The sequence below is a fragment of the Lelliottia sp. WB101 genome (assembly GCF_003051885.1).
GTDB lineage: Bacteria > Pseudomonadota > Gammaproteobacteria > Enterobacterales > Enterobacteriaceae > Enterobacter > Enterobacter nimipressuralis.
This window is the reverse complement of record NZ_CP028520.1, coordinates 277,613-301,954: the sequence shown is the minus strand read 5'-3', so window position 1 is coordinate 301,954 and position 24,342 is coordinate 277,613. Positions and strand designations below refer to the sequence as shown.

General features: G+C 54.3%; 27 protein-coding genes and 3 tRNA genes. 15 read left to right on the top strand and 15 right to left on the bottom strand.

Going from position 1 to position 24,342, the window contains the following annotated elements; all coding sequences use genetic code 11:
- From dnaT to DAI21_RS01365, 6 genes are all read right to left on the bottom strand, one after another.
- The gene (gene dnaT, locus DAI21_RS01390) at positions 1–540 is read right to left on the bottom strand and encodes a primosomal protein DnaT (protein ID WP_100777756.1); all 540 of its coding nucleotides are present in this window, start codon (positions 538–540) and stop codon (positions 1–3) included.
- A gap of 124 nt (positions 541–664) precedes the next feature.
- The gene (locus tag DAI21_RS01385; protein ID WP_100777755.1) at positions 665–1,093 is read right to left on the bottom strand and encodes an organic hydroperoxide resistance protein; all 429 of its coding nucleotides are present in this window, start codon (positions 1,091–1,093) and stop codon (positions 665–667) included.
- Positions 1,094–1,177: 84 nt separating this feature from the next.
- Positions 1,178–1,630 carry a MarR family winged helix-turn-helix transcriptional regulator gene (locus DAI21_RS01380; protein ID WP_100777754.1) on the bottom strand — a complete coding sequence of 151 codons (453 nt, stop codon included), beginning with the start codon at positions 1,628–1,630 and terminating at the stop codon, positions 1,178–1,180.
- A gap of 41 nt (positions 1,631–1,671) precedes the next feature.
- Entirely contained in the window at positions 1,672–2,313 is a 642-nt protein-coding gene (locus DAI21_RS01375; protein ID WP_107702312.1) for a TetR family transcriptional regulator, read from the bottom strand.
- Between the two features lie 65 nt (positions 2,314–2,378).
- Entirely contained in the window at positions 2,379–2,852 is a 474-nt protein-coding gene (locus DAI21_RS01370; RefSeq protein ID WP_100777752.1) for a threonine/serine exporter, read from the bottom strand.
- Positions 2,843–3,619 (bottom strand): threonine/serine exporter ThrE family protein, encoded by a 777-nt coding sequence (locus DAI21_RS01365; protein WP_107702311.1) that lies wholly within the window; start codon positions 3,617–3,619, stop codon positions 2,843–2,845. Before DAI21_RS01365 ends, DAI21_RS01370 begins: the two co-directional genes overlap by 10 nt.
- 400 nt (positions 3,620–4,019) lie before the next feature.
- On the opposite strand from DAI21_RS01365, the gene DAI21_RS01360 reads away from it, so the two are divergent.
- Both DAI21_RS01360 and bglJ read left to right on the top strand, forming a co-directional pair.
- On the top strand, positions 4,020–4,742 hold the full coding sequence (locus DAI21_RS01360) for a response regulator transcription factor (RefSeq protein ID WP_100777750.1): 723 nt from the start codon (positions 4,020–4,022) through the stop codon (positions 4,740–4,742).
- Between the two features lie 11 nt (positions 4,743–4,753).
- Positions 4,754–5,377, top strand: a complete 624-nt coding sequence (gene bglJ / locus DAI21_RS01355) for a DNA-binding transcriptional activator BglJ (RefSeq protein ID WP_107702310.1) — start codon at positions 4,754–4,756, stop codon at positions 5,375–5,377.
- Positions 5,378–5,423: 46 nt separating this feature from the next.
- Here the strand turns inward: bglJ and DAI21_RS01350 are convergent, their stop codons facing one another.
- On the bottom strand, positions 5,424–5,882 hold the full coding sequence (locus DAI21_RS01350) for a YbaK/EbsC family protein (RefSeq protein WP_100777748.1): 459 nt from the start codon (positions 5,880–5,882) through the stop codon (positions 5,424–5,426).
- Positions 5,883–6,210: 328 nt separating this feature from the next.
- Between DAI21_RS01350 and DAI21_RS01345 the strand changes: the two genes are divergently transcribed.
- A complete protein-coding gene (locus tag DAI21_RS01345) occupies positions 6,211–7,554 on the top strand; it encodes a PTS sugar transporter subunit IIC (RefSeq protein WP_107702309.1) in 1,344 nt (447 codons plus the stop codon).
- A gap of 81 nt (positions 7,555–7,635) precedes the next feature.
- Here the strand turns inward: DAI21_RS01345 and fhuF are convergent, their stop codons facing one another.
- Together fhuF and DAI21_RS01335 are read right to left on the bottom strand one after the other, a co-directional pair.
- Positions 7,636–8,424 (bottom strand): siderophore-iron reductase FhuF, encoded by a 789-nt coding sequence (gene fhuF / locus DAI21_RS01340; RefSeq protein ID WP_107702308.1) that lies wholly within the window; start codon positions 8,422–8,424, stop codon positions 7,636–7,638.
- Positions 8,425–8,522: 98 nt separating this feature from the next.
- Positions 8,523–9,587: a GGDEF domain-containing protein gene (locus tag DAI21_RS01335; RefSeq protein ID WP_102104538.1), complete on the bottom strand. Its 1,065-nt coding sequence runs from the start codon at positions 9,585–9,587 to the stop codon at positions 8,523–8,525.
- Positions 9,588–9,803: 216 nt separating this feature from the next.
- Between DAI21_RS01335 and DAI21_RS01330 the strand changes: the two genes are divergently transcribed.
- A complete protein-coding gene (locus DAI21_RS01330; RefSeq protein WP_107702307.1) occupies positions 9,804–10,073 on the top strand; it encodes a DUF1435 domain-containing protein in 270 nt (89 codons plus the stop codon).
- A gap of 43 nt (positions 10,074–10,116) precedes the next feature.
- Here DAI21_RS01330 and DAI21_RS01325 read toward each other — a convergent pair.
- The 4 genes from DAI21_RS01325 to rsmC all read right to left on the bottom strand — a co-directional run bounded on the left by DAI21_RS01325 (position 10,117) and on the right by rsmC (position 11,623).
- Positions 10,117–10,203, bottom strand: a tRNA-Leu gene (locus DAI21_RS01325).
- A gap of 33 nt (positions 10,204–10,236) precedes the next feature.
- A tRNA-Leu gene (locus DAI21_RS01320) sits at positions 10,237–10,322 on the bottom strand.
- Between the two features lie 29 nt (positions 10,323–10,351).
- A tRNA-Leu gene (locus tag DAI21_RS01315) sits at positions 10,352–10,438 on the bottom strand.
- Between the two features lie 156 nt (positions 10,439–10,594).
- On the bottom strand, positions 10,595–11,623 hold the full coding sequence (rsmC, locus tag DAI21_RS01310; protein ID WP_102104540.1) for a 16S rRNA (guanine(1207)-N(2))-methyltransferase RsmC: 1,029 nt from the start codon (positions 11,621–11,623) through the stop codon (positions 10,595–10,597).
- Between the two features lie 102 nt (positions 11,624–11,725).
- Here rsmC and DAI21_RS01305 point away from each other — a divergent pair, with 102 nt between their 5' ends.
- The 8 genes from DAI21_RS01305 to DAI21_RS01270 all read left to right on the top strand — a co-directional run bounded on the left by DAI21_RS01305 (position 11,726) and on the right by DAI21_RS01270 (position 18,070).
- Positions 11,726–12,139: a DNA polymerase III subunit psi gene (locus DAI21_RS01305; RefSeq protein ID WP_100777743.1), complete on the top strand. Its 414-nt coding sequence runs from the start codon at positions 11,726–11,728 to the stop codon at positions 12,137–12,139.
- A complete protein-coding gene (gene rimI / locus DAI21_RS01300) occupies positions 12,108–12,551 on the top strand; it encodes a ribosomal protein S18-alanine N-acetyltransferase (RefSeq protein ID WP_107702306.1) in 444 nt (147 codons plus the stop codon). Before DAI21_RS01305 ends, rimI begins: the two co-directional genes overlap by 32 nt.
- 17 nt (positions 12,552–12,568) lie before the next feature.
- Positions 12,569–13,246 carry a pyrimidine 5'-nucleotidase gene (yjjG, locus tag DAI21_RS01295; RefSeq protein WP_107702305.1) on the top strand — a complete coding sequence of 226 codons (678 nt, stop codon included), beginning with the start codon at positions 12,569–12,571 and terminating at the stop codon, positions 13,244–13,246.
- Positions 13,247–13,337: 91 nt separating this feature from the next.
- Positions 13,338–14,927, top strand: coding sequence for a peptide chain release factor 3 (gene prfC / locus DAI21_RS01290; protein WP_102104542.1), 1,590 nt, complete (start codon positions 13,338–13,340; stop codon positions 14,925–14,927).
- A 305-nt stretch (positions 14,928–15,232) separates the two neighbouring features.
- On the top strand, positions 15,233–15,850 hold the full coding sequence (gene osmY, locus DAI21_RS01285) for a molecular chaperone OsmY (protein WP_102104543.1): 618 nt from the start codon (positions 15,233–15,235) through the stop codon (positions 15,848–15,850).
- A gap of 83 nt (positions 15,851–15,933) precedes the next feature.
- The gene (locus DAI21_RS01280) at positions 15,934–16,095 is read left to right on the top strand and encodes a DUF1328 domain-containing protein (RefSeq protein ID WP_002887716.1); all 162 of its coding nucleotides are present in this window, start codon (positions 15,934–15,936) and stop codon (positions 16,093–16,095) included.
- Positions 16,096–16,238: 143 nt separating this feature from the next.
- Positions 16,239–17,291, top strand: a complete 1,053-nt coding sequence (locus DAI21_RS01275) for a patatin family protein (RefSeq protein WP_107702304.1) — start codon at positions 16,239–16,241, stop codon at positions 17,289–17,291.
- Positions 17,288–18,070 (top strand): TatD family hydrolase, encoded by a 783-nt coding sequence (locus tag DAI21_RS01270; protein ID WP_107702303.1) that lies wholly within the window; start codon positions 17,288–17,290, stop codon positions 18,068–18,070. Before DAI21_RS01275 ends, DAI21_RS01270 begins: the two co-directional genes overlap by 4 nt.
- Here DAI21_RS01270 and DAI21_RS01265 read toward each other — a convergent pair.
- Complete coding sequence (locus DAI21_RS01265; RefSeq protein ID WP_107702302.1) at positions 18,065–18,925, bottom strand: YjjW family glycine radical enzyme activase; 861 nt, start codon at positions 18,923–18,925, stop codon at positions 18,065–18,067. The genes DAI21_RS01270 and DAI21_RS01265 overlap by 6 nt on opposite strands.
- A complete protein-coding gene (locus DAI21_RS01260; protein ID WP_102104547.1) occupies positions 18,900–20,447 on the bottom strand; it encodes a YjjI family glycine radical enzyme in 1,548 nt (515 codons plus the stop codon). The genes DAI21_RS01265 and DAI21_RS01260 overlap by 26 nt, the downstream gene beginning before the upstream one ends.
- A 261-nt stretch (positions 20,448–20,708) precedes the next feature.
- Here DAI21_RS01260 and deoC point away from each other — a divergent pair, with 261 nt between their 5' ends.
- From deoC to deoB, 3 genes are all read left to right on the top strand, one after another.
- Positions 20,709–21,488 (top strand): deoxyribose-phosphate aldolase, encoded by a 780-nt coding sequence (gene deoC / locus DAI21_RS01255; protein WP_103947176.1) that lies wholly within the window; start codon positions 20,709–20,711, stop codon positions 21,486–21,488.
- Positions 21,489–21,650: 162 nt separating this feature from the next.
- Complete coding sequence (gene deoA, locus DAI21_RS01250; RefSeq protein WP_102104548.1) at positions 21,651–22,973, top strand: thymidine phosphorylase; 1,323 nt, start codon at positions 21,651–21,653, stop codon at positions 22,971–22,973.
- Positions 22,974–23,033: 60 nt separating this feature from the next.
- Complete coding sequence (gene deoB, locus DAI21_RS01245; RefSeq protein WP_100777731.1) at positions 23,034–24,257, top strand: phosphopentomutase; 1,224 nt, start codon at positions 23,034–23,036, stop codon at positions 24,255–24,257.
- Positions 24,258–24,342: the final 85 nt, after the last annotated feature.

Below are 24,342 nucleotides of genomic sequence, written 5' to 3'. Positions count from 1 at the left end.
TCATCCTCTGAATCCTGGTGGGATCTGATTATCGGGTTCGGAAATGGTGTTGATATCGCGCTTAGGCTGGCCGCCGTTGCTGGCGCGGTTGATCTGAATACTGCGCGCGAGCTTCTGCTGCCACTGCACGTGGTGGAACACTTTGCCTTCGGCCTGCCAGTACGCGACAAACGCGGCCAGCTCTTCCGGCGTGGCGGTCTGCGTCAGGGCGATACCCCACAGGGCGGCCTGGCGCTGGAAATCCGCATCCGGCTGCCAGCCAGAGTACATCGCAAATTTGCCCATCGGGACGGCAACCGGCGCGCTGGTCGGTTCTTCAAAGAATTGCGTATCTAACGCGACGTCACTGACCGGGCGCGACAGACGCGCTTCAATATCCAAAAGCTGTGCCAGGCGTTCAGGCGTGATGGCGTAAAACGCGGGCGCGTTATCGGCAAACACAGCGAGAGTACCGCCATCGGCTTTGGTTAAGATGCCACGGGGATCGCGCACAAAGGCATCGATTCCGGCGACGCTGGTGGTCAGGAGTCTGGATGACATAACACTTTCTCTACTGGGATACGACGTCGTGATATGGGGTCATAGTAGCACAGAGAGAAGGGGGGACGGAGGGGGATTTCCCCGGTGGCACTGCGCGCACCGGGGCTGCATACGACGGGGCTTATCAGGCGATGATATTCAGCGTCACATCAATATTGCCGCGGGTTGCGTTAGAGTACGGGCAAACGATATGCGCCGCATCGACCAGCTTTTTGGCTTCGGCTTCGTCCATACCTGGCACGTGGATATTCAGTTTGGCTTCGATACCAAAACCGGTTGGCAGTGGACCAATGCCAACTTCGCCTTCGATAAACGCATCTTTCGGCAGCGCGATTTTGTCACGGGCAGAGACGAATTTCATCGCGCCCAGGAAGCAGGCAGAGTAGCCCGCCGCAAACAGCTGCTCTGGGTTGGTGACTTCGCCGCCCATACCGCCCATCTCTTTCGGTACGCCCAGTTTGACATCCAGAACGCCATCGGAAGAGGTCGCACGGCCATCACGGCCTCCGGTGGCTTTGGCTTTGGCGGTATAGACAACTTTTTCTAAAGACATGGCAGGTTCCTCATCTTACGGTTATGCGTGCTATTAAATAGTGCGCGATATATATGGGTAAACAAAATCTTATTAACTATAGCCTCAGGCGCGATGAAGCTGCTGGCGCAGTTGCTCAAGCTGCTGCTTGAGAGCGAGCATGGAATCTGCATCGCATTGTGCGGCACAGCCCACGGCCTGGGGAATACTTTTCGCCTGCTGCTGGAGGGCGCGGCCTTCATCACTTAAGGTGACGGCGACCTGGCGTTCGTCCTGGCGTGAGCGCTGACGGACAAGCAGGCCAGCGCTTTCCAGACGCTTCAGCAGCGGGGTGAGGGTGGCGGAATCCAGGAACAGACGTTCGCCAATCTCCGACACCGTAATGTCATCCTGCTCCCACAGAATCAGCATCACCAGATACTGCGGGTAGGTCAGGTTAAGCGGTGCCAGCAGTTGCCGGTACAGCTTATTGAGCGCCAGATTTGCCGAGTAGAGGGCAAAACAGAGCTGGTTATCCAGCATCAGCGCAGCGGTGGTGTCGTTCGTTTTCGCGTTCATGAAATAAATATAGATAGCGCACGATTTAATTGCAAGCGATTTTATGGGCAGGTATAGCGAAGAGCCACCTGAACGGCCATTTTGCGATAGTGCTGGCGCTGGGCCTGCTCATCGGCGCCGTCTTCAAACAGCAGCGTGAAGGTATAGCTGTTGGCGACGTAATGAAAACTGAAGCTGCTGATCAAACGGTGCAGATCGCGCGCATCAACGGTCTGATTGAACAGTTGCTTCTCTTTGCCACGCTGCAGGATCGCTTCCAGCAGTTCGAGCGCGCTGCGATTAACCTGACGCAGATAGCTGGACTGCTGCATAAAGCGGCCACGCTGCATGTTCTCCATGCAGATAATACGAATGTAATCCGGGTGATCGGCGTGGTAATCAAAGGTCGCTTCAACCAGATGGACCAGCGCTTCAACGGGCGGCAGTCCTGACAGACTAAGCTGTTTTTCGCTGGCGCGGATCTCGGTGTAAACGTACTCCAGCGCCTGAAGATAGAGGTTCTCTTTGTTTTTATAGTGATAAACCACCATGCGCTTGGTGGTGCCGGCTTTTTCGGCAATCTGCTCCATTCGCGCGCCGTTCAGACCGTATTCGGCAAACAGGGTAATCGCGCTCTGAAAAATTTTGTCCTTCAGGCTGGAATCATCATGGTGGTCGGGGAATTCGCTGCCAGGGTTAGCCACTTCCACTCCTTACATCGCCAAACAGAATGCAGGGATTATCGCCATGGCAGCGGGAGAACACAAATTCAAACGCGTGGGCGCTTTCTGTAGAGCCACAAACCGGGAATCGACAGACCGATGGAGAGCGCGCCGACGATGGACGAGGCTTTGAGAAAATTGCTCAACAGCAGGATCATTTGCGGCTCGCTGTAGCCGAAGTGGCTGATCTTCACCGCCGAGATCATCGCTGTGTAGGCAGATATGCCGGGGAACATCGGGATCACCGCCGCCACGGTGAACACTTTCGGGTGCGCCAGATACCAGCGCGACCATTGAATGCCGATACAGCCGACCAGCATCGAGGCCATAAACGTTGACCATTCGATGTTAAACCCGGCGGTCATCATCACCATTCGCGAACCATGACCGATAGCACCCAGCAGGGCGCACCAGGGCAGCGCGCGCTGCGGCACGTTAAAGACCATCGCAAAGCCCACGGCAGGAATGGCAGCCAGCGCCATGTCTTGTGCCAGAGCGAATAAAAAGTCGATTATGCCCATCCGCGCAGCCCCCAGAGTGTCATGGCCATGACCACGCCGATGCAGGTCGCGAGGGTTAACAGGCTCGCAATCGCCCAGCGTGCCAGACCCGTATTGATGTGCCCTTTGAACATATCAGCGACGGCGTTGATCAGCGGAAAACCCGGTACCAGCAGCAGGACGCTGGCCGCCATGGCGACGCTCGGTGTGCTGACAAACACAGGCAGGCGCAGCAGCAGACCGGAGACGGTTGTTGCGACAAAGGCGGTGAGACAAAAGTTAATCTGCGGATGCATATGGCGCTGCGTCAGGAGCTGGCGCACGTACATGGCGATGGCGCTGGCGAAAAAGGTCACCACCGCGCCGTCCCATCCGCCATTATTCAGTTTGCAAAAACAGGCGCAGGACAGCCCCACCATCAGCACGACTAACCAGCGCGGGTAGCGCAGCGGCTTAATCTGGTTGAACCGTTTTTCAACGCCGGGCAAGTCCAGAAGCTTGTGTTCAGCCATGATGACGATGTGCTGCACTTCGGTGACCACGTGCATATTGATGCCGCGATCCTGGTTTTTGCGCGTCGACGTCAGACACTGGCCCTCTTTTATGGTGGTCAGCACGATGGCGTTAGACGAGATTGAGCTTTCTACGCTGTCCATCCCCAGCGCCAGACCCAGGCGGGTCGACAGCTCTTCGACCAATGCGCTCTCTGCGCCATGTTGTAATAAGAAAAGACCGCACTGTATGCATAGTCGCGTGGCGGAGCGTTGTGACGACTGATCTGCCTGCATTGGTTGCCCTGAAAATGAGAACTGCCAGAGTGTCTGGAATGTTTACTTTTAGCACAAACGGCAGCCTGTCTGGCTCTGGGTCAGATCAACATTTGTGCAATCAGTGGCAGGATGCAACGGCAGGCGCAGAGTGGTCTGGGGTGTTTTTTATTTATTTCGTGAATACTAATTGATGATATATATAATTTATTAATTTAGTTTGATGCGTTTAATATTTTGTGCAAGGACTATTATGTTATTCTGATTTTTGTATTATATTATCCTCGGATTTAACAATGTCAGGATTATAGTTGTTATCGTTAATATAACCTGTACTAATAACTTAGGGTCAGGATAATGCCCATGTCTGAGCCGTGATTTTAATATCATTAATTAGATGAAGAAAGGATTCGGAGAATCTATGTCACCAGTGAAGGGAAAATCAGTAATCGTTATCAGTAAAATCCCGGTGATGCAAACCGGTCTGGGCGGCATCATGGCCAGCCATTTTCCAGAATATGACGTGTCTTTTTGCCGCACACATGACGATCTGACTTTACAGAATTTAAATCGTGCATCTGTCGTGGTTGCTGATATTTCAGGTGATTACGTCAACCCTCGCGGCGCGCTTGAACACTATTATCTGTTATTAAGTCAATACCGGGATATCCACTGGATTTTTCTGGTCTCACGTCCTCTTTACCCTCTCGCTGTTGAGTTGCTCATACGCCCCGAAAGCACACTGCTTTCGGATATGGAACCTATCGAAGGCGTCATCAATGCGATCCGCGCGGGGAGCGAGTATTCCGACCGGATAAGTCAGACCCTGTTATCACCTGAGCCGCGAGTTGATGATAATGAGTATAAAGTCCCTGTAATACTGACCCTCTCGGAACGTAAAGTATTACGTCTGCTTGGAAAAGGCTGGGGAATAAACCAAATCGCCACATTACTGAAAAAAAGCAATAAAACCGTCAGTGCGCAAAAAAATAGTGCGATGCGTCGGTTATCTCTGCACGGAAATGCAGAAATGTACGCATGGATCAATAGTACACAGGGAATGAGAGAGCTGAACTTAATCTCAGCCTATGGAGAGCAAAAGGAATGGAAACAAATGCCTCAGGAAGAGATATTGCTGTCATAGACCAATGCACGATGAGTGCCGTGGGGCTTGAACATCTCTTTGCCATCGCGCCATTTAGCGAATATCGCCTTCATCTGTTTAAAAACTTTAGCACTTTCAAGGCTGCGCTTTCACAGACTCCTTTTTTCTCGGTGATCTATTCGCTTTCAGATGTGCGAGAAGAACGAAGAAATTGTCTGGTGTCACTGCGAGAACTGGCCCTGACACACAGTGGTATACAGCGCATTATTCTGGCAGCGGACGACGTTGAGGCAAGATTGATTGGTCAACTGACGCCTTCCCGTCTTCACGGAATAATCAGTAAGTCGGCCTCACTGGCTGAGCTGCAAAAACTGCTGATCATTCTGTTAAGCGAAACCGAGCGAGTCAATAACAACGCGTTTGCCCACTGGCAAGGAACCTTGTCCAGAATGTTAAGCCCAATGGAGCGGGCGATTATGCGCCATCTTTCGGCGGGCCTTTCCATTCCCGAAATTGCGGAGCAGCTTAAACGCAATATCAAAACCGTTCGCGCACATAAATATAATGTGATGGTGAAGCTGGGGGTGAGTTCCGATGTGGGGCTGCTGCATGCGGCAGATATTCTGGGGCAGTTGCCCATGCGTGAGCTGAAACTGACTGTTAAGGCGGCGTAGTGCTTTTCATTGTGCATCATTGCGCCAGAGGAACCTGGCGCAGCGATCAGATGCAGACATCAATCCATTTAGCCGATGTAAGCTCAGCCATTCGCTCAGGCGCAATACGCACTGCGCTGTGAATTGACCCGGCCGCAGGAAGCACTTCCTCATATTGTTTAAGGGAAACGTCGCAGTAAACGGCCAGCGGAGTCTCCAGGCCGAAGGGGCAAACTCCACCAACGGGATGCCCGGTTAGCGTCACCACTTCATCACTGCACAGCATCCGCGCTTTCGCGCCAAACGCATTTTTCAGTTTTTTGTTATCCAGGCGTGCATCGCCTTTTGCGACCACCAGAATCACCTCGTTTTTAACCTTCAGTGATAAGGTTTTCGCTATCTGTCCCGGCTCGACATGATGGGCGGCTGCGGCCAGTGCAACCGTTGCGGTGCTTTGGCTAAGCTCGATGACATCAATATCCGGGGCATTGTCAGCAAAAAATTGCCGTACGGACTGCAAACTCATTGTTATCTCCTGACAAATATCCTGCGTAATCTGTCATAAGAAATTATGCTCTGTAAATATCTCTTAGGTAACAAATATTCTGTTCACTCGTTTTCTGGATCGCCTTCACATTCACGGAAACCGGTTACAGTAACCGGTTGCAGAGTGTGATGGAGAGATTAATACTGACGATGTAACTTCCCCTGTATCCAATAATAAGAGTCGAATATGAAACCAATTTGTCCGAGCGGTACCGCTGGTACACGAACCAGCAAGGTGGTGACAATGATGTATGGATCACCGTGTGGCGCGTCTGCGTCCAAACTGAACGTCTGACAGGAGCCTCACTATGTCTGCCAACCATGCTGCGTTTAATCTTATTTTCCGGTTCGTTGAAAACTATGTCAGTCCCGTCGCCGGGCGTATCTCCTCCCAGCGCCACGTGATGGCGATTCGTGACGGATTTATTTCTGCGATGCCCTTTATGATTGTCGGCTCCTTCTTGCTGGTGTTTGCTTACCCGCCTTTCTCACCGGACACCACATGGGGCTTTGCCCGTGCGTGGCTGGATATGGCGAAACAGTTCGAAGGGCAGATCCTGACCCCGTTCGATATGACCATGGGAATCATGTCGATCTACATCTGTGCGGCTATCGCCTACAACCTGGGTAAGCACTACGTTAAGTCGCATCAGCTCGACCCGTTCATGTGCGCGATGCTGTCGCTGATGGCATTTTTACTGGTTGCTGCACCGAAAACCAAAGGGGCGATGCCGGTCGATAGCCTGGGAGGGACCGGGATCTTTACTGCGATTCTGGTGGCCGTGTACTGCGTGGAGATGATGCGTTTCCTGAAGGCACACAATATTGGCATTCGTCTGCCGGACCAGGTGCCACCGATGATCAAAAACTCATTTGATCTGCTGATCCCGGTGCTGGTCGTGGTGCTTACGCTTTATCCCCTGAGCCTGTTTATTCAGTCTCAGTTCGACATGCTGATCCCTCAGGCGATTATGTCGATCTTTAAACCGCTGGTGTCGGCGGCGGATTCTCTGCCTGCAATTCTGCTGGCTGTGTTGATTGGTCACCTGCTGTGGTTTGCCGGGATCCACGGCGCTGCGATTGTGTCAGGCATGCTGCAGATGTTCTGGCTGACCAATCTGGGCATGAACCAGACCGCGCTGGCTCAGGGCGCGCCACTGCCGCATATCTTTATGGAAGCGTTCTGGACCTTCTTTATCGTCATCGGTGGCTCGGGCGCCACGATGGGGCTGGTGATCTGCTATCTGCGCAGCCGTTCCGCACACCTGCGATCCATTGGCCGTTTAAGCGTTGTACCAAGCTTCTTTAACATTAACGAACCGGTGATTTTCGGTACGCCAATCGTGATGAACCCTGTGTTCTTCATTCCATTCCTGCTGGCACCGATGGTGAACGCGGTGCTCGCATGGGCCGCCATGAAGCTGGATCTGATTGGACGCGTGATTTCTGTGGTGCCGTGGACCGCTCCGGCCCCTGTGGGTGCTGCGTGGGCGTTGGGCTGGGACTTCCGTGCGGCGGTGCTGGTCATCCTGCTGGCGCTGGTCTCTGCCATCATCTACTACCCGTTCTTTAAAGTGTACGAGAAGCAGTTGCTGGAGCAGGAAGCCGAAGAAGCACAGCGTGCTGAAGAGGATGGCCAGCAGGTGGCTTAATCAAAAAGCAAAACGGCAACTTCGGTTGCCGTTTTTGTATTTGCATTTTCCCCCGCTGAAAGAGGGCTGTCTGTAAAGATATTACTTCAGCGTACAGTCACCACACTGCTGAACATCCGGCAGGCGATAGCGCTGGCAGCAGGTCCGACGAACCAGTAATCCGTCGCGCGGCACCACGGTGCGGAACAACGGATTATCCTGGCCATCTGAAAGCTGTTTGGCAAAGAAACAGGACTGACGCAGCCCCTCGACGGTCTCATCGCCCAGCACCGCTTTCATCTCAGTCAGATACCAGTGAATGAGATACCCGGTATTACTCCAGATAAGCTTCCCGTTGATATCGCCAGTCTCTTCCAGCGCATTAACGACCGGAATGAGCGCCTGTTTCACCAGCGTTTCCATACGCTCCTGCGCGGACAAAACTGTCGTATTCCGATCCTCATGGACGTCAATCCAGAAGCAGGCCGCGCGGCCGGTTTCATGAAACTCGACGAAAAAATGCTCCGGGGAAAGGTCCAGCGCGGCGTCCTGCGTTAACAGGGCTATCATCAGCGGAGGCACCATCAGCCCGATATACCATTGCGCCCACAGGGAGAGTAACGGTTTATTTTCTCGCGCAAGATTAGGCTGGTTTCGATAGATATGATCGGAGTACACCGCGAGCAAAGAGTGCATTTCTGCCGGGCGACACCATTGCGCCAGCGTCATGGCCTGGTGCGGATGGGGTTCATCCAGCTTGATGAAATCGAGCAGGTAAGCGCGATGTTCGGCGATGGTTTCCCGTACGGAATCCGCAAGCGTTGAACGCCCGGCGCCAGGAGGGGCTAGCCAGATGACAGGATCAACGATTTGTGCGGAACGAGTAGCCATAGGAGAATAGGATACAAATCTAAATGATAATGATTGCCAATCCTAGCTATAGAGCAAACCGATCGCAAGCCTTTTGTCGGTAAAGCGGGAGGTGGGGCTTATCCTGCCTGGAGTTCAGGGCTTAAGAGGATATTGTTGCGGCCCATGTGCTTGGCTTCGTAGAGCGCTTTATCCGCTTTTTCGAGCGCCGCTTCGATATCCTCTGACTCATAAATCGCAATGCCAATACTGATGGTGACGTTGGTCGCCACGCTCTCATTAAACATATGCGGGATCTTCAGGTCGTAGACCTTCTGGCGAATACGTTCGGCGGTCTGGCGCGCCTGATCGAGCGTGACGCTGGTCAGCAGTACCATAAACTCTTCCCCGCCAAAACGGGCGACGATATCGCGTGAGCGCACGGCGTCACGGATTGCAGCCGAAACCCGAATCAGCGCCTGATCGCCCATCATATGGCCGTAGTGGTCGTTATAGGCTTTGAAATGATCGATATCCAGCAGCAGAACGAAATGTTCTCCCTGCTCAAGCGTAGGCAGATTCTCCAGCCGGCTTTGCAGGCCACGGCGGTTATACAGGCCGGTCAGCGGGTCCATCATGCTCAGATCGTTAAGCGTTTCCCGCTCCTCAAGCAGTCGGTACAGCAAGTCCTGAGCAAAACGGTCGTTACGTCTTTGAATTACGTGATGGATTGCAATCCCAATCATCGGCAGCGCGAGGGAGTAAACGATGCGTGGCCAGTACTCGGGAGGGCAAAACCACAGACAGACCAGAAATGTCGGCAGGGAGTGGATAGTAAATGCTTTGATATCACTGGCAAACGCCAGTGAGCCGATAAACAGGACGCTTAGCAGGGCCAGCAGCAGGAAGGTATAAGGGTCCTGCGTGACCAGCATAAATTTCCAGGCAATGTGCCAGGCCCAGATTCCACCAAAGATGAATGAAATCAGCGGAATATTGATCTGCCGGGTTTTATTCTTCCAGTGCCAGACCAGCAGCGACAGGCTGAGCGTGAAAATGAGCGCGACAGGCAGGGTCAGCGTATGCACGCTGTATAAGGGATTGAACACAGTAAAAAGTGCTGACACGGCGTTCAGGAATAAAAATAAACGTAAAGATAACTGATATTTCTTGTGACGTAATGAACGCCAGGATTGTGCTGTCATGTCGGTATATTTTTAGTAATTCTGAATTAAATCAAACTAATGGCTGCCGATGTGAATGAAATACTGCGCAATAATCAGGGACTAAAATATCAGAAATTTATTATAAATAGTTAACAGGTGTGCAATTTATCACCTTACTCATTTCCTGTCATTACGGGAAAGGTAAAGGTTGCCGGATTGTATCGGCCAGTGCTGACAAATGAGAAAACCTATCATATGATATTGGTTATCATTATCACGTTGAGAGAGAAAAACATGTTGAGCAAGGCGCTGGGAAGTGGATGGGGTGTGTTGCTGCCGGGGATCGTCCTCGCTGGGCTGACATTTGCCGATCTCTCATTGGACGTCTGGAAAGCGATTATCGTGTCGGGTCTGCTGGTGACATCAGGAATGATTTGGCATAAGCAGTTGCGTCATTTCGTTCTGCTGCCGTCTTGCGTCGCGCTGATCAGTGGAATGCTGGTAATAATGATGAGTTTGAAATAAAAGGGAAATGACAGGGAGTTAATCAGGGAGGAGATAAGATAAGTGGTGCGAAGAGGGGGACTTGAACCCCCACGTCCGTAAGAACACTAACACCTGAAGCTAGCGCGTCTACCAATTCCGCCACCTTCGCACTGTTATCTTATTCTTGTTGATATTGCCTCGTTGGTGCGAGGGGGGGACTTGAACCCCCACGTCCGTTAAGACACTAACACCTGAAGCTAGCGCGTCTACCAATTCCGCCACCGTCGCCCGGTGAGAACAATATCAAACATGGTTTGTGGTGCGAGGGGAGGGACTTGAACCCTCACGTCCGTAAAGACACTAACACCTGAAGCTAGCGCGTCTACCAATTCCGCCACCGTCGCATACCATCAATACTTAAAAAGTATCGCAACCACGGAGGCGCATTCTAGATGTTTTCAGCTTTCCGTCAACAGATAATTGCCCAGGATGTTTTGATTGCTGCAAAAATCGGCATTTGTATAGCCCGGAGCGCGATGCGCAGCCGGGCTGGCGGCAAATTACTTCTTCGCCTGACGCGTCATAACCGTGCGGTAAACTTTAAAGCGACCGGTCTGCGCCAGCACTTCATGGAAGCCGAAAATCTCATCCAGAAGGTTAGGATAAGGCAAGAAGGCGTTGGCCACGATGCGCAGCTCACCGCCGCTGTTGAGGTGACGTACCGCACCGCGAATCAGCGTTTGTGCCGCTTCAAGGCTGGTTTCCATGCCGTCGTGGAATGGCGGGTTGGAGATAATCATATCGAAACGCCCTGTCACCTCTGAGAACACGTTGCTGGCGAAAACATCGCCTTCGAGTTCATTGGCGGCAAGGGTGGCACGGCTGGCTTCAACGGCCGGCGCGCTCACGTCACACAGGGTAAGACGCACTTTCGGGGAGTGGGTGGCGAGCACGGCAGACAACACGCCTGCGCCGCAGCCGACATCCAGCACTTTGCCTTTGGTGTGCGGCGTAAAGGTGGAGAGCAGCAGTTGGCTGCCCACATCCAGACCGTCGCGGCTAAAGACGCCCGGCAGCGTTTTGATTGTCAGCCCTTCGAGCTGATACTCGCCCCAGGCTTTTTCGGCATCAAACTCAGGCTGTTTTTCCAGACGACCGTGGTACAAACCGCAGCGACGCGCGCTGTCGATTTTGTTCAGCGTCGCGTATTCCGCCAGCATTTGCTCGGCGCTACGCACGCCGCTGCGGTTCTCGCCGACAACGAAAATGTCGCAGCCAACCGGCAGCATGGAGAGCAGGTTCATCAGCTGGAACTGCGCTTCAGGTTTGTTCTTCGGCCAGTAGTAGATCAGCGTATCGCAGTCGGCGATATCGCTTTGCTCCGCCACCAGGCTGAAGCGCACGCGATCTTCCATCTGACGGCTTAACACCTGCCAGTGATGGAATTGCTGGGTATGGGCGCGGCTTTCGGCGCATTCGAAACGGGCAGGCAGATCGTCCTGCATATCTCCGGCAAACAGAATACGGCTTTCTTCGAAATCATCACTGTGACGCAGCAAGACTTCACTTGCCGGGGTAAATGCAGACATGAATTGTTCCTCAATAAACTCAGCCGGGGATTATAGTAGTTTGTTGGCGGATATACGACGAATTTGCTATATTTGCGCGCCTGACAGACAGGAGTTTTCCCTATGACATCCCGACGTGACTGGCAGTTACAGCAACTGGGCATCACCCAGTGGTCTCTGCGTCGCCCGACGGCGTTGCAGGGTGAAATCGCTATCTCCATTCCGGCACACGTTCGTCTGGTCATGGTGGCTGAAGAGCTGCCCTCGCTCACTGAGACGCTGGTCAGCGACGTTCTGCGTACGCTGAAAGTGAGCGCCGATCAGGTGTTACAGCTGACGCCCGAACGCGTGGCGATGCTGCCGCCGGAGAGCCGCTGCAACAGCTGGCGGCTTGGCGTTGCGGATGAGACTCCCCTTGAGGGCGGTCAGCTGCTAACGCCGCCACTGGAAGAATTGAAAGCAAACCCAAAGGCGCGAAGCGCGCTATGGCAACAAATCTGTGAATATGAACACGATTTCTTCCCTCACGACGTCTGATCTGGCATCAGCATTCGCGATCGAGACGCGCGCCCATGCCTTTCCGTGGAGCGAAAAAACATTCGCCAGCAATCAGGGCGAGCGCTATCTGAATTTCCATCTGGATGTCGATGGCGAAATGGCGGCATTTGCCATTACGCAGGTCGTGCTGGATGAAGCGACGCTGTTTAACATTGCCGTCGATCCCGCATACCAGCGCCGTGGCCTGGCCCGGGAACTGCTGGAATATGTAATACGCGAGCTGGAGGCACGTGATGTCTTCACGCTGTGGCTGGAGGTTCGCGCCTCCAATGCGGCCGCCATCGCTCTCTACGAAAGCTTAGGCTTTAACGAGGCGACGATTCGCCGTAATTATTACCCGACTGCCGAGGGACGCGAAGACGCCATCATCATGGCGCTGCCGCTTGGATAACAAATAAGGTTGTAACGATGAAATGGGACTGGATTTTCTTTGACGCCGACGAAACGCTGTTTACGTTTGATTCGTTTGGCGGCCTACAGCGGATGTTTTTAGACTATAGCGTCACCTTTACCGCAGAAGATTTTCAGGACTATCAGGCGGTGAACAAACCGCTTTGGGTGGATTACCAGAACGGTGCCATCTCGGCGTTACAGCTCCAGCAGCAGCGTTTTCAGGGCTGGTCCGAGCGTCTGAATGTCTCTCCCGGCGCGCTGAACGAGGCTTTTCTCAACGCGATGGCGGAGATTTGCGCACCGCTGCCAGGGGCGATTTCCCTGCTTAATGCCCTTAAAGGCAAAGTGAAGCTCGGGATCATCACCAACGGCTTTACCGCCCTGCAGCAGATCCGCCTTGAACGCACGGGCCTGCGCGATCATTTCGACGCGCTGGTGATCTCTGAACAGGTGGGCGTGCCAAAACCCGATCCGCGTATTTTTGACTATGCGCTGGAAAAAGCTGGCCATCCCGCACGTGAGCGCGTGCTGATGGTCGGAGACACCGCCGAGTCGGATATTCTGGGCGGGATGAAGTCCGGGCTGGCAACCTGCTGGCTGAACGCACACGGTCGCGCGCTGCCTGAAGGCATCGAACCGACCTGGACCGTATCGTCATTGAACGAACTGGAGCAACTCCTGTGTAAACAATGATTGCCTGCCCCCCATTGATGGGTAAAATAGCCGCAATTTCGTATTCCATGATGCGTGGCCTGCTGCCGCGCTTATATAAGAAGATTTGATTATGACGTTGTCTCCTTATCTGCAAGAGGTGGCGAAGCGCCGTACTTTTGCCATTATTTCTCACCCGGATGCCGGTAAAACGACCATCACCGAAAAGGTACTGTTGTTCGGACAGGCGATTCAGACCGCCGGTACGGTAAAAGGCCGTGGCTCCAGCCAGCACGCCAAATCGGACTGGATGGAGATGGAAAAGCAGCGTGGTATTTCCATTACCACCTCCGTGATGCAGTTCCCGTATCACGACTGCCTGGTGAACCTGCTCGACACCCCAGGCCACGAAGACTTCTCCGAAGATACCTACCGTACGCTGACGGCGGTTGACTGCTGTCTGATGGTCATCGACGCCGCGAAAGGGGTAGAAGATCGTACCCGTAAGCTGATGGAAGTCACACGTCTGCGCGATACGCCGATCCTGACCTTCATGAACAAACTCGACCGTGACATCCGCGATCCGATGGAAGTGATGGACGAAGTGGAGCGCGAGCTGAAAATCGCCTGTGCGCCAATTACCTGGCCGATCGGCTGCGGTAAGCTGTTCAAGGGCGTTTACCACCTCTATAAAGATGAAGTGTATCTGTACCAGACCGGTAAAGGTCACACCATCCAGGACGTGCGTATCGTGAAAGGTCTGGATAACCCGGATCTGGACGTGGCGGTGGGCGAAGAGCTGGCCTCTCAGCTGCGCGATGAGCTGGAGCTGGTCAAAGGCGCTTCTCACGAGTTTGACAAAGAGCTGTTCCTGGCCGGAGAAATCACGCCGGTGTTCTTCGGTACCGCACTGGGTAACTTTGGTGTGGATCATATGCTCGACGGTCTGGTGGAGTGGGCGCCGCAGCCGATGCCGCGCAAAACTGACTCTCGTCTGGTCGAAGCCGCAGAAGAGAAATTCACCGGCTTCGTCTTTAAGATCCAGGCTAACATGGACCCGAAACACCGCGACCGCGTGGCTTTCCTGCGTGTGGTTTCCGGTAAGTATGAAAAGGGCATGAAGCTGCGCCAGGTACGTATCGGGAAAGATGTTGTGATTTCCGACGCGCTGACCTTTATGGCGGGCGACCGTTCACACGTTGAAGAAGCCTATCCGGGCGACATCATCGGCCTGCATAACCACGGCACCATTCAGATCGGCGACACCTTCACCCAGGGTGAAATGATGAAGTTCACCGGTATCCCGAACTTCGCGCCGGAACTGTTCCGTCGTATCCGTCTGAAAGATCCGCTGAAGCAAAAGCAGCTGCTCAAAGGTCTGGTCCAGCTCTCCGAAGAGGGCGCGGTACAGGTCTTCCGTCCAATTGCCAACAACGATCTGATCGTGGGCGCGGTCGGTGTGCTGCAGTTCGACGTGGTCGTTGCACGTCTGAAGAGCGAGTACAACGTGGAAGCGATCTACGAATCGGTGAACGTGGCAACGGCGCGCTGGGTCGAGTGTGCTGACGTGAAGAAATTCGAAGAGTTCAAACGTAAGAACGAAATCCAGCTGGCACTGGATGGCGGCGATAACCTGACGTACATCGCCCCAACCATGGTTAACCTGAATCTGACCCAGGAACGCTATCCTGACGTTCAGTTCCGCAAAACCCGCGAGCACTAATCCTTTCTCAGAGCACGGCGCCCGCCGTGCTCCTCTTAAACTCCAGCCTTATTAATCCCTTGCGGAATGTTCTTAATTCAACGCGATTTTAGCGTTATTGCTCGTTTTTTGCCCGATTCTGAAAGCGGCTTTGTCAATGTGATCTATATTTAACTCAGTGTTTAACACCGGGCGCGGATGATAGTCCTGTTCAATGCGTGTTCATGAGTCTCTCATCCCGGCCGTGTGTTTATTCGCAAGATTAAAAACTAGTATGAAGGGATGTTTTGACGCTCAACTTCCGAGCAAACTACAGGAATACATCGATGAATATGACAAGACTTAAGATTTCTAAAACTCTGCTGGCAGTCACTCTGGGTGGCCTCCTGGTAAGTGGTTCTGCCCTGGCAGAAAGCACTACTACGGATAAGGCGCAATCCACCGCGGACAGCGCAGGGCAAAAAATCGATAGCTCTATGAATAAAGTCGGTAATTTCATGGATGACAGCTCTATCACAGCAAAAGTGAAAGCGGCTCTGGTGGATGATGAAAACATTAAGAGCACCGACATTTCCGTAAAAACTGACAAAAAAGTGGTCACCCTGAGTGGCTTCGTGGAAAGCCAGGCGCAGGCTGAACAAGCCGTCACCGTGGCGAAAGGCGTTGAAGGCGTCACCTCAGTCAGCGACAAACTGCACGTGCGTGATGCTAAAGACGCGTCTGTGAAAGGCTATGCAGGCGACACCGCAACCACCAGCGAAATCAAAGCTAAACTATTAGCAGATGACATCGTACCGTCTCGTAAAGTGAAAGTTGAAACCACCGACGGTGTGGTCCAGCTCTCCGGTACGGTTGATTCCCAGGCGCAGGTGGAACGCGCCGAAACTATCGCTAAAGCCGTCGATGGCGTTAAAAGCGTCAAAAACGATCTGAAAGCGAAATAAGAACGACTTTTGGACACAACGCTTGTGAGCACCTGAGCGCTCACATATAGCGGCTGATATTAACTATGGTAAAGGAGAGTTTTATGTTTCGTTGGGGCATTATATTTCTGGTTATCGCGTTAATTGCCGCCGCTCTGGGCTTTGGTGGTCTGGCGGGTACAGCGGCCGGCGCGGCGAAAATTGTTTTCGTTGTCGGTATTATCCTGTTCCTGGTCAGCCTGTTTACCGGACGCCGTCGTCCCTAGATAAGCGTAATCAGCCCGTCGGAAAACATCGCCGACAACACCACACTAAAAGCCAGTCCTTGCGACTGGCTTTTTCTGGTTTGAGTCATAGGGGCAGTTTGCGCTACTGTGTAATAACAGAAGAATGAAAAACAGGTGTAGCAGTGGGGCAGAGAATTCCGGTTACGCTCGGCAATATCGCGCCGTTGGCGTTAAAACCCTTTCGCGTCGGCCGGCTGGCGCTGGTATGCGAAGGCGGTGGGCAGCGAGGCATCTTCACGGCCGGGGTGCTGGATGAATTCATGCGCGCGCAATTTAACCCCTTCGATCTCTTCTTTGGCACGTCCGCCGGGGCGCAAAACCTCTCTGCCTACGTCTGTAATCAGCCCGGTTACGCCCGCAAAGTGATCATGCGCTACACCACTTCTCGCGATTTCTTTAATCCGCTGCGCTTTGTACGCGGCGGAAATCTCATCGATCTGGACTGGCTCTTAGACTCCACTTCCAGCCAGATGCCGCTGGCGATGGACACCGCTTCTCGCCTTTTTGATACGGGAAAAGAGTTCTGGATGTGCGCCAGCCGGGGCGATGACTACACGCCGGGCTACTTCTCACCGCAAAAAGAGAACTGGCTGGATATTCTGCGTGCATCCAGCGCGATTCCTGGCTTCTACCGGACCGCAGCGGCCCTCGACGGCATCAACTATCTGGACGGTGGGATCAGCGACGCCGTCCCCGTCCAGGAAGCCGCCCGCCGTGGTGCGCAAACTATCGTGGTGATCCGCACCGTGCCGTCGCAGATGTACTACACCCCGCAGTGGTTTAAGCGCATGGAAAAATGGCTGGGGGACAGTAGCCTGCAGCCGCTGGTGAACATCGCTCATCAGCATGAAACCAGCTACAGCGCAATGCAGCGGTTTATCGAAAAACCGCCGGGCAAGCTGAAAATCTTTGAAATCTACCCGCCGAAACCCCTTAACAGCATGGCGCTGGGCAGCCGCATACCTGCGCTGCGCGATGACTATAAAACCGGGCGTCTGTGCGCTCGCTATTTCCTGGCAACGGTGGGGAAACTGCTGGCCGAAAGTCCGCCTATTTATCGGCATAAGCGCATCATCACGCCACCGGCGATTGTGGCAAACGACGCCCTGACGATGCCGCTGGTGGATGCCCCGCAGGCGAACGATACGACCTTTGATAACGAGGATCTGGCGTGACTTTTCGCTTTGTCGACACCCATTGCCACTTTGATTTTCCGCCGTTTACCGGCAACGAAGCGCAAAGTATTGCGCAGGCAGCGAAGGCGGGTGTGCAGGCGATTATCGTGCCTGCCATTGAAGCGGCAAATTTTGAACGGGTGCTCGATTTGGCCCGCAGCCACACGGCACTCTACGCCGCGCTGGGTCTGCATCCCATTGTGGTGGAAACGCATCAGGATGCGCATCTGGACCAGCTGGAAGCCTGTATTCTCACCGCCGGAAAAAAGCTGGTGGCGATCGGTGAGATCGGTCTTGATCTCTATCGCGACGATCCGCAATTCGATCGCCAGCAGGCGCTTTTGGATGCGCAGCTAAAACTGGCTAAACGTCACGATCTGCCGGTGATCCTCCACTCGAGACGCACTCACGACAAACTGGCGATGCATCTCAAACGCGCCGATCTACCGCGAACCGGCGTGGTGCACGGTTTTTCCGGAAGCCTTCAACAGGCGCAACGTTTTATCGAGCTGGGCTACAAAATTGGCGTCGGCGGCACGATTACCTATCCGCGCGCCAGTAAAACCCGCGACGTGATGGCGCAGTTGCCCCTGTCATCCCTGCTGCTGGAAACTGACGCGCCGGACATGCCACTGAATGGTTTTCAGGGCCAGCCGAATCGCCCGGAGCAGGCGGCGCATGTCTTTACGACGCTGTGTGAATTACGTGCTGAGCCGGCAGAAACCCTCGCCGATGCGCTGCTGCAAAACACCGAAGATCTGTTTGGCATCACCCTATAAATAGAGCGCCGGGCGGATCACCGTTATCCTCTGTTTCTCCAGCGCACAGGCCAGGGGTTCAACATCCTCTGCCGTGGCGCTGCGCCAGCTGGCCGCCTCGCCGTACACCCCGTGGGCGTGAAAAGCGTTGATCCTGACAGGCACATCGCCGAGGGAGAGAATAAAGGCGATCAGCGACTCCAGATGTTTCAGATAATCACAATGATCCGGGATCACCAGCAGCCTCAGTTCCGTTAAACGCTGATGGTGCGCCAGCCAGCGAATGCTGTCTTTAATCTGCGGGTTTTCGCGCCCGGTCAGGAAACGGTGATGCTCGTTGTTCCAGGCTTTCAGATCCAGCATGGCGCCATCAAAAAACGGCAGCAGCTTTTGCCAGCCGGTTTCACTCAGCAGCCCGTTGCTGTCTACCAGACAGGTTAAATGCTTCAGTGACGCGTCCGCTTTGATGGCGCGAAACAGCGCCACCACAAACGGCAGCTGGGTAGTGGCTTCGCCGCCGCTGACGGTTATCCCTTCAATAAAGGGTGCGACGTAGCGAATCTGCCCGAGGATTTCCTCTACGCTGAAACGCTGCGCCATCGGGGTGGCCTGTTGCGGGCAGACGTGCAAACAGGTGTCGCATCTTTGACAGATACTCTCCTGCCACCAGACGCGCCCGGCCTGAATGTTCAGGGCATCGTGCGGGCAGTGAAGCACGCAGTCGCCGCAATCGTTGCAGCGGCCAATGGTCCACGGGTTGTGGCAGGTTTTGCAGCGCAGGTTACAGCCCTGCAGGAACAGCGCCAGGCGGCTGCCCGGCCCGTCCACGCAGGAGAAGGGGATAACCTGACTAACTAAAGCGCATCTGCTGTTCATGGCTTATCACGCGCGGCTGACGTTCAAGGATACGTGTATTGCGTGCGGCCTCTTCGCCAAGCCAGGTGGTGTTGGTACGAGAGCCTTCCGCGCGGTATTTTTCCAGATCCGACAGGCGCACCATATACCCGGTCACACGCACCAGATCGTTCCCGGCCACGTTGGCCGTGAATTCGCGCATCCCGGCGTTAAACGCCCCAAGACACAGCTGAACCACGGCCTGCGGGTTACGCTTGATGGTTTCGTCCAGCGTCAGAATATCACTGATGCCTGAATGATAATGTTTGTGATGCGGCGCGACGGCCAGCAGATGGCTAATTGGATCCGGCTCATCGCCATACGGCAGACGCGCACCCGGCGTAGTACCCGCGTCAGAGCTGATTCCGGACTGGGCATGCAGCATGGCGCGCTGCTTCCAGCCGTGTTTCACCGGCGTATTTTCGACAAATTCCGCAAGCTGTTCGCTAATGCGGTAGCCCAGCGCATTGGCCTGCTCATCCTTGCCGTAACGCGCGTTCAGCCCGGCTTTCTCGCACAGGGTATTCACCGCTTCGGCCAGACCGTACATGCCAAACATCGGCACAAAACGATCCGCATCAATCAGCCCCTCTTTTACCAGGAAGCTATTCTCAAAGAAGCCGGATTGCTCATACAGGAAATCACAGCGTGCATCGATAATCGCGATCTGCTGCTGGCAGTAGTGCGGTAGCGTGCGGGTAAAGAAATCGTCCACTGATTCACTGCTCTCGGCGATAGCCTTGAGGTTGAGGCGAACCAGGGTGCTGCCACCGCCCGCCAGCGGCAGGGAGTTGTAACAACTCACCACGCCATAACGGCCTTTTGTGAAAATTTTATCATTCACCGGACCGTTGGAAATATGCGGTTTACTGCATTCGCAAATATTTTTTGCCACGCTCAGCAGCAAATCATCAGGGGTGATTTCCGGGTCGTAAATAAAGGTGAGATTCGGTGCGACCTGCTTCAGCTCTGCATCGGCGCGTAGAATAGCGCGGGTGACTGGGGTATCCGCAGGGCCGATGTTGGCGTGCATAAACGCGTCTGGCAGGGTTCTGTCGAGATAACGCCAGAAACGTTTTATTCGGCTATCAATTTCTTCTTGTGTTAGAATTCTAACATATGGTTGCAGCAACGCGTCGAGATGGCCGAGAAACACCGGCATCGATGTGACGGATGGAACATGGTGGTAGAGAATAGTGAGTAACGACAGGGCGTCATCGAGATCTTTCGCCCCTTCCAGCTCTAACCACTCTGAGCCGTTTGCCAGGAATTTAGCGTAGTCCGGCAGAACGTAGCGCGGTTTGAAGGGCGCATGGCCTTCAAACATATCGCAGATGAAACCCTCGTCCAGTGCCGCACGCGCGGCCTGTGACAGCGCGGGGTAGGGCAGATTGTTTTCCGCTTCCAGCGCCAGGAAATGACGTTTTTGCTCGGCTGTCAGTACCGGGCTTGTCACAATTTGCTGGCAACGTTGTTGCAAAGCATCGAGACCGGAGGTGGACATGTTCGCTTCCTTTTATTCTGCGGTTGATGGGCAGATTGTAGGAACTCATCATGCGAAGCCATTTGATCCGACGCGGGTGATTGCTGTTTTAGCCAGCAGCCTGAGGACTAAAGTTTGAAGTTGATCTCATTACAGTAATGCAAATTTGTATGCAGTTTTCATTAACTGTGATGAATGTCGAAGTGTGAATGCGGGTGAATGTTAGAATACTCACAGACCCGCACGGTGAAAATTTATACGGCTAAGCCGTTGGAGAATGTTATGACCGATTTAACCGCAAGCAGCCTGCGCGCGTTGAAACTGATGGACCTGACCACCCTGAACGATGACGACACCAATGAAAAAGTGATCGCATTGTGCCATCAGGCGAAAACGCCAGTGGGCAATACCGCTGCCATCTGCATCTATCCGCGTTTTATCCCGATTGCACGTAAGACGCTGAACGCGCAGGGCACGCCTGACGTGCGTATCGCAACCGTCACCAACTTCCCGCACGGCAATGACGACATCGACATTGCGCTGGCTGAAACCCGCGCGGCGATTGCCTACGGTGCTGATGAAGTTGACGTGGTGTTCCCGTACCGTGCGCTGATCGCCGGCAACGAGCAGGTCGGTTTTGACCTGGTGAAAGCCTGTAAAGACGCTTGTGCGGCGGCTAACGTGCTGCTGAAAGTGATTATCGAAACGGGCGAGCTGAAAGAAGAAGCGCTGATTCGTAAAGCATCTGAAATCTCCATCAAAGCGGGTGCGGATTTCATTAAAACCTCTACCGGTAAAGTGCCGGTCAACGCAACGCCAGAAAGCGCTCGCATCATGATGGAAGTGATTCGCGACATGGGCGTGTCTAAAACCGTTGGTTTCAAACCTGCCGGCGGCGTGCGTACTGCAGAGGACGCGCAGCAGTTTCTGGCCATCGCTGACGATCTGTTTGGCGCCGACTGGGCGGATTCCCGCCACTACCGCTTCGGCGCATCCAGCCTGCTGGCAAGCCTGCTGAAAGCGCTGGGTCACGGCGACGGTAAGAGCGCCAGCAGCTACTAATTACTCGTCATAATCAGGCTGCACTTTCACCCCAGTCTCTTACTTGTGTAGGCGCCTGGGGGGCACTTTCTTGCCGCCCTCCGGCAGCTCGAATTATGTAGAGTAATATTATTATCGCGGCGGGTTTACCGCCGCATTTAACCTGATTCCCCGGGGGTTACCGTGTTTCTCGCACAAGAAATTATTCGTAAAAAACGTGATGGTCATGCATTAAGCGACGAAGAGATCCGCTTCTTTATCAACGGTATTCGTGACAACACCATCTCTGAAGGGCAGATTGCCGCCCTGGCGATGACCATTTTCTTCCACGATATGGCGATGCCGGAACGTGTCTCGCTGACCATGGCGATGCGGGATTCAGGAACCGTTCTGGACTGGAAAAGCCTTAACCTCAACGGCCCGATTGTGGATAAACACTCCACGGGCGGCGTGGGCGATGTCACTTCCCTGATGCTTGGCCCAATGGTCGCCGCATGTGGGGGCTATATCCCGATGATCTCCGGGCGCGGCCTGGGGCATACGGGCGGTACGCTCGACAAACTGGAAGCCATTCCGGGCTTCGATATCTTCCCGGATGACCAGCGCTTCCGCGAAATTATTAAAGACGTTGGTGTGGCGATTATCGGCCAGACCAGCTCTCTCGCGCCGGCAGATAAACGTTTTTACGCCACCCGCGATATCACCGCGACAGTGGATTCCATTCCGCTGATCACCGCCTCGATCCTCGCCAAAAAGCTGGCAGAAGGTCTGGATGCCCTGGTGATGGATGTGAAAGTGGGTAGCGGCGCGTTTATGCCAACCTATGAACTCTCTGCGGCACTGGCCGAAGCGATCGTGGGCGTCTCCAACGGTGCAGGCGTGCGCACAACGGCGCTGCTCACCGACATGAACCAGGTGCTGGCTTCCAGCGCGGGTAACGCCGTCGAAGTGCGCGAAGCCGTGCAGTTCCTGACCGGCGAATACCGCAATCCGCGTCTGTTCGACGTCACTATGGCGCTGTGCGTTGAGATGCTGATCTCCGGTAAGCTCGCCAAAGACGACGCCGACGCGCGCGCGAAACTGCAGGCGGTGCTGGATAACGGCAAAGCGGCAGAGATCTTCGGTCGCATGGTGGCTGCGCAAAAAGGCCCAACCGATTTCGTCGAAAACTACGCGAAATACCTGCCGACCGCGACGCTCAGCAAAGCGGTTTACGCCGATGCGGAAGGTTTTGTCTCCGCCATGGACACCCGTGCGCTGGGCATGGCCGTGGTATCGATGGGCGGCGGACGCCGTCAGGCATCGGACACGATTGATTACAGCGTCGGCTTTACCGATATGACCCGTCTGGGTGACAGCGTTGACGGGCAGCGTCCGCTGGCGGTCATCCATGCCAAAGACGAAGCCAGCTGGCAGGAAGCGGCGAAAGCGGTAAAAGCGGCCATTAAACTTGACGACACAGCTCCCGAAACCACACCAACCGTCTATCGTCGTATCACCGAATAGCGGTATACTGATCTGATCGGTTTTTTATGAATTTTTGAAGCACATAAGTACGGAGAACATATGAAACGTGCATTTATTATGGTGCTGGACTCATTCGGCATCGGCGCTACAGAAGATGCAGACCGCTTTGGTGATGTCGGTTCCGACACCATGGGCCATATCGCAGAAGCGTGTGCGAAAGGCGAAGCGAACAATGGCCGTCAGGGCCCACTGACTCTGCCAAACCTGACCCGCCTGGGTCTGGTGAAAGCGCATGAAGGTTCGACTGGTAAAGTGGCGGCCGGTATGGACGCTAACGCAGAAGTGATCGGCGCATACGCCTGGGCGCACGAGCTTTCCTCAGGTAAAGACACCCCGTCTGGTCACTGGGAAATTGCCGGTGTACCGGTTCTGTTCGACTGGGGCTACTTCTCCGATCACGAAAACAGCTTCCCGCAGAAGCTGCTGGACAAGCTGGTTGAGCGCGGCAATCTGCCGGGTTACCTCGGTAACTGCCACTCCTCTGGTACGGTGATTCTGGATCAGCTCGGCGAAGAGCACATGAAAACCGGCAAGCCGATTTTCTATACTTCCGCTGACTCCGTGTTCCAGATTGCCTGCCACGAAGAGACCTTCGGCCTGGATCGTCTGTACGAGCTGTGCGAAATCGCGCGTGAAGAGCTGACCGAAGGCGGCTACAACATTGGCCGCGTGATTGCTCGTCCGTTTATCGGCGACAAACCGGGCAACTTCCAGCGTACCGGCAACCGTCACGATCTGGCCGTAGAACCGCCAGCACCGACCGTGTTGCAGAAACTGGTCGATGAGAAAGCGGGCGAAGTGGTTTCTGTCGGTAAAATCGCAGACATCTACGCCAACTGCGGCATCACCAAAAAAGTGAAAGCCACCGGTCTGGACGCGCTGTTCGACGCCACCATCAAAGAGATGAAAGAAGCGGGCGACAAGACTATTGTCTTCACCAACTTCGTAGACTTCGACTCCTCCTGGGGCCACCGTCGCGACGTCGCCGGTTATGCTGCCGGTCTGGAACTGTTCGACCGCCGTCTGCCAGAGCTGCTGGAGCTGGTGGGGGAAGATGACATCATCATCCTCACCGCTGACCACGGCTGCGACCCAACCTGGACCGGTACCGACCACACCCGCGAGCACATTCCTGTGCTGGTGTACGGACCGAAAGTGAAACCAGGATCGCTGGGCCACCGCGAAACCTTCGCGGATATCGGCCAGACCATTGCGAGCTACTTCGGTACTTCGCCAATGGACTACGGCAAAAACATGCTGTGATGCGCATGCCCGGCAGCACTGCGCTCGCCGGGCCTACGATTTAGTAGGTCGGGTCAGGCGCAGCCGCCACCCGACAAAACGACAA

Excerpts from the sequence above, each read along its gene's own strand:
- dnaT (WP_100777756.1), bottom strand. The coding sequence starts at position 540 with ATGTCATCCAGACTCCTGACCACCAGCGTCGCCGGAATCGATGCCTTT.
- DAI21_RS01385 (WP_100777755.1), bottom strand. The coding sequence starts at position 1,093 with ATGTCTTTAGAAAAAGTTGTCTATACCGCCAAAGCCAAAGCCACCGGA.
- DAI21_RS01380 (WP_100777754.1), bottom strand. The coding sequence starts at position 1,630 with ATGAACGCGAAAACGAACGACACCACCGCTGCGCTGATGCTGGATAAC.
- DAI21_RS01370 (WP_100777752.1), bottom strand. The coding sequence starts at position 2,852 with ATGGGCATAATCGACTTTTTATTCGCTCTGGCACAAGACATGGCGCTG.
- DAI21_RS01365 (WP_107702311.1), bottom strand. The coding sequence starts at position 3,619 with ATGCAGGCAGATCAGTCGTCACAACGCTCCGCCACGCGACTATGCATA.
- DAI21_RS01360 (WP_100777750.1), top strand. The coding sequence starts at position 4,020 with ATGTCACCAGTGAAGGGAAAATCAGTAATCGTTATCAGTAAAATCCCG.
- bglJ (WP_107702310.1), top strand. The coding sequence starts at position 4,754 with ATGAGTGCCGTGGGGCTTGAACATCTCTTTGCCATCGCGCCATTTAGC.
- DAI21_RS01350 (WP_100777748.1), bottom strand. The coding sequence starts at position 5,882 with ATGAGTTTGCAGTCCGTACGGCAATTTTTTGCTGACAATGCCCCGGAT.
- DAI21_RS01345 (WP_107702309.1), top strand. The coding sequence starts at position 6,211 with ATGTCTGCCAACCATGCTGCGTTTAATCTTATTTTCCGGTTCGTTGAA.
- fhuF (WP_107702308.1), bottom strand. The coding sequence starts at position 8,424 with ATGGCTACTCGTTCCGCACAAATCGTTGATCCTGTCATCTGGCTAGCC.
- DAI21_RS01335 (WP_102104538.1), bottom strand. The coding sequence starts at position 9,587 with ATGACAGCACAATCCTGGCGTTCATTACGTCACAAGAAATATCAGTTA.
- DAI21_RS01330 (WP_107702307.1), top strand. The coding sequence starts at position 9,804 with ATGATATTGGTTATCATTATCACGTTGAGAGAGAAAAACATGTTGAGC.
- rsmC (WP_102104540.1), bottom strand. The coding sequence starts at position 11,623 with ATGTCTGCATTTACCCCGGCAAGTGAAGTCTTGCTGCGTCACAGTGAT.
- DAI21_RS01305 (WP_100777743.1), top strand. The coding sequence starts at position 11,726 with ATGACATCCCGACGTGACTGGCAGTTACAGCAACTGGGCATCACCCAG.
- rimI (WP_107702306.1), top strand. The coding sequence starts at position 12,108 with ATGAACACGATTTCTTCCCTCACGACGTCTGATCTGGCATCAGCATTC.
- yjjG (WP_107702305.1), top strand. The coding sequence starts at position 12,569 with ATGAAATGGGACTGGATTTTCTTTGACGCCGACGAAACGCTGTTTACG.
- prfC (WP_102104542.1), top strand. The coding sequence starts at position 13,338 with ATGACGTTGTCTCCTTATCTGCAAGAGGTGGCGAAGCGCCGTACTTTT.
- osmY (WP_102104543.1), top strand. The coding sequence starts at position 15,233 with ATGAATATGACAAGACTTAAGATTTCTAAAACTCTGCTGGCAGTCACT.
- DAI21_RS01280 (WP_002887716.1), top strand. The coding sequence starts at position 15,934 with ATGTTTCGTTGGGGCATTATATTTCTGGTTATCGCGTTAATTGCCGCC.
- DAI21_RS01265 (WP_107702302.1), bottom strand. The coding sequence starts at position 18,925 with ATGAACAGCAGATGCGCTTTAGTTAGTCAGGTTATCCCCTTCTCCTGC.
- DAI21_RS01260 (WP_102104547.1), bottom strand. The coding sequence starts at position 20,447 with ATGTCCACCTCCGGTCTCGATGCTTTGCAACAACGTTGCCAGCAAATT.
- deoC (WP_103947176.1), top strand. The coding sequence starts at position 20,709 with ATGACCGATTTAACCGCAAGCAGCCTGCGCGCGTTGAAACTGATGGAC.
- deoB (WP_100777731.1), top strand. The coding sequence starts at position 23,034 with ATGAAACGTGCATTTATTATGGTGCTGGACTCATTCGGCATCGGCGCT.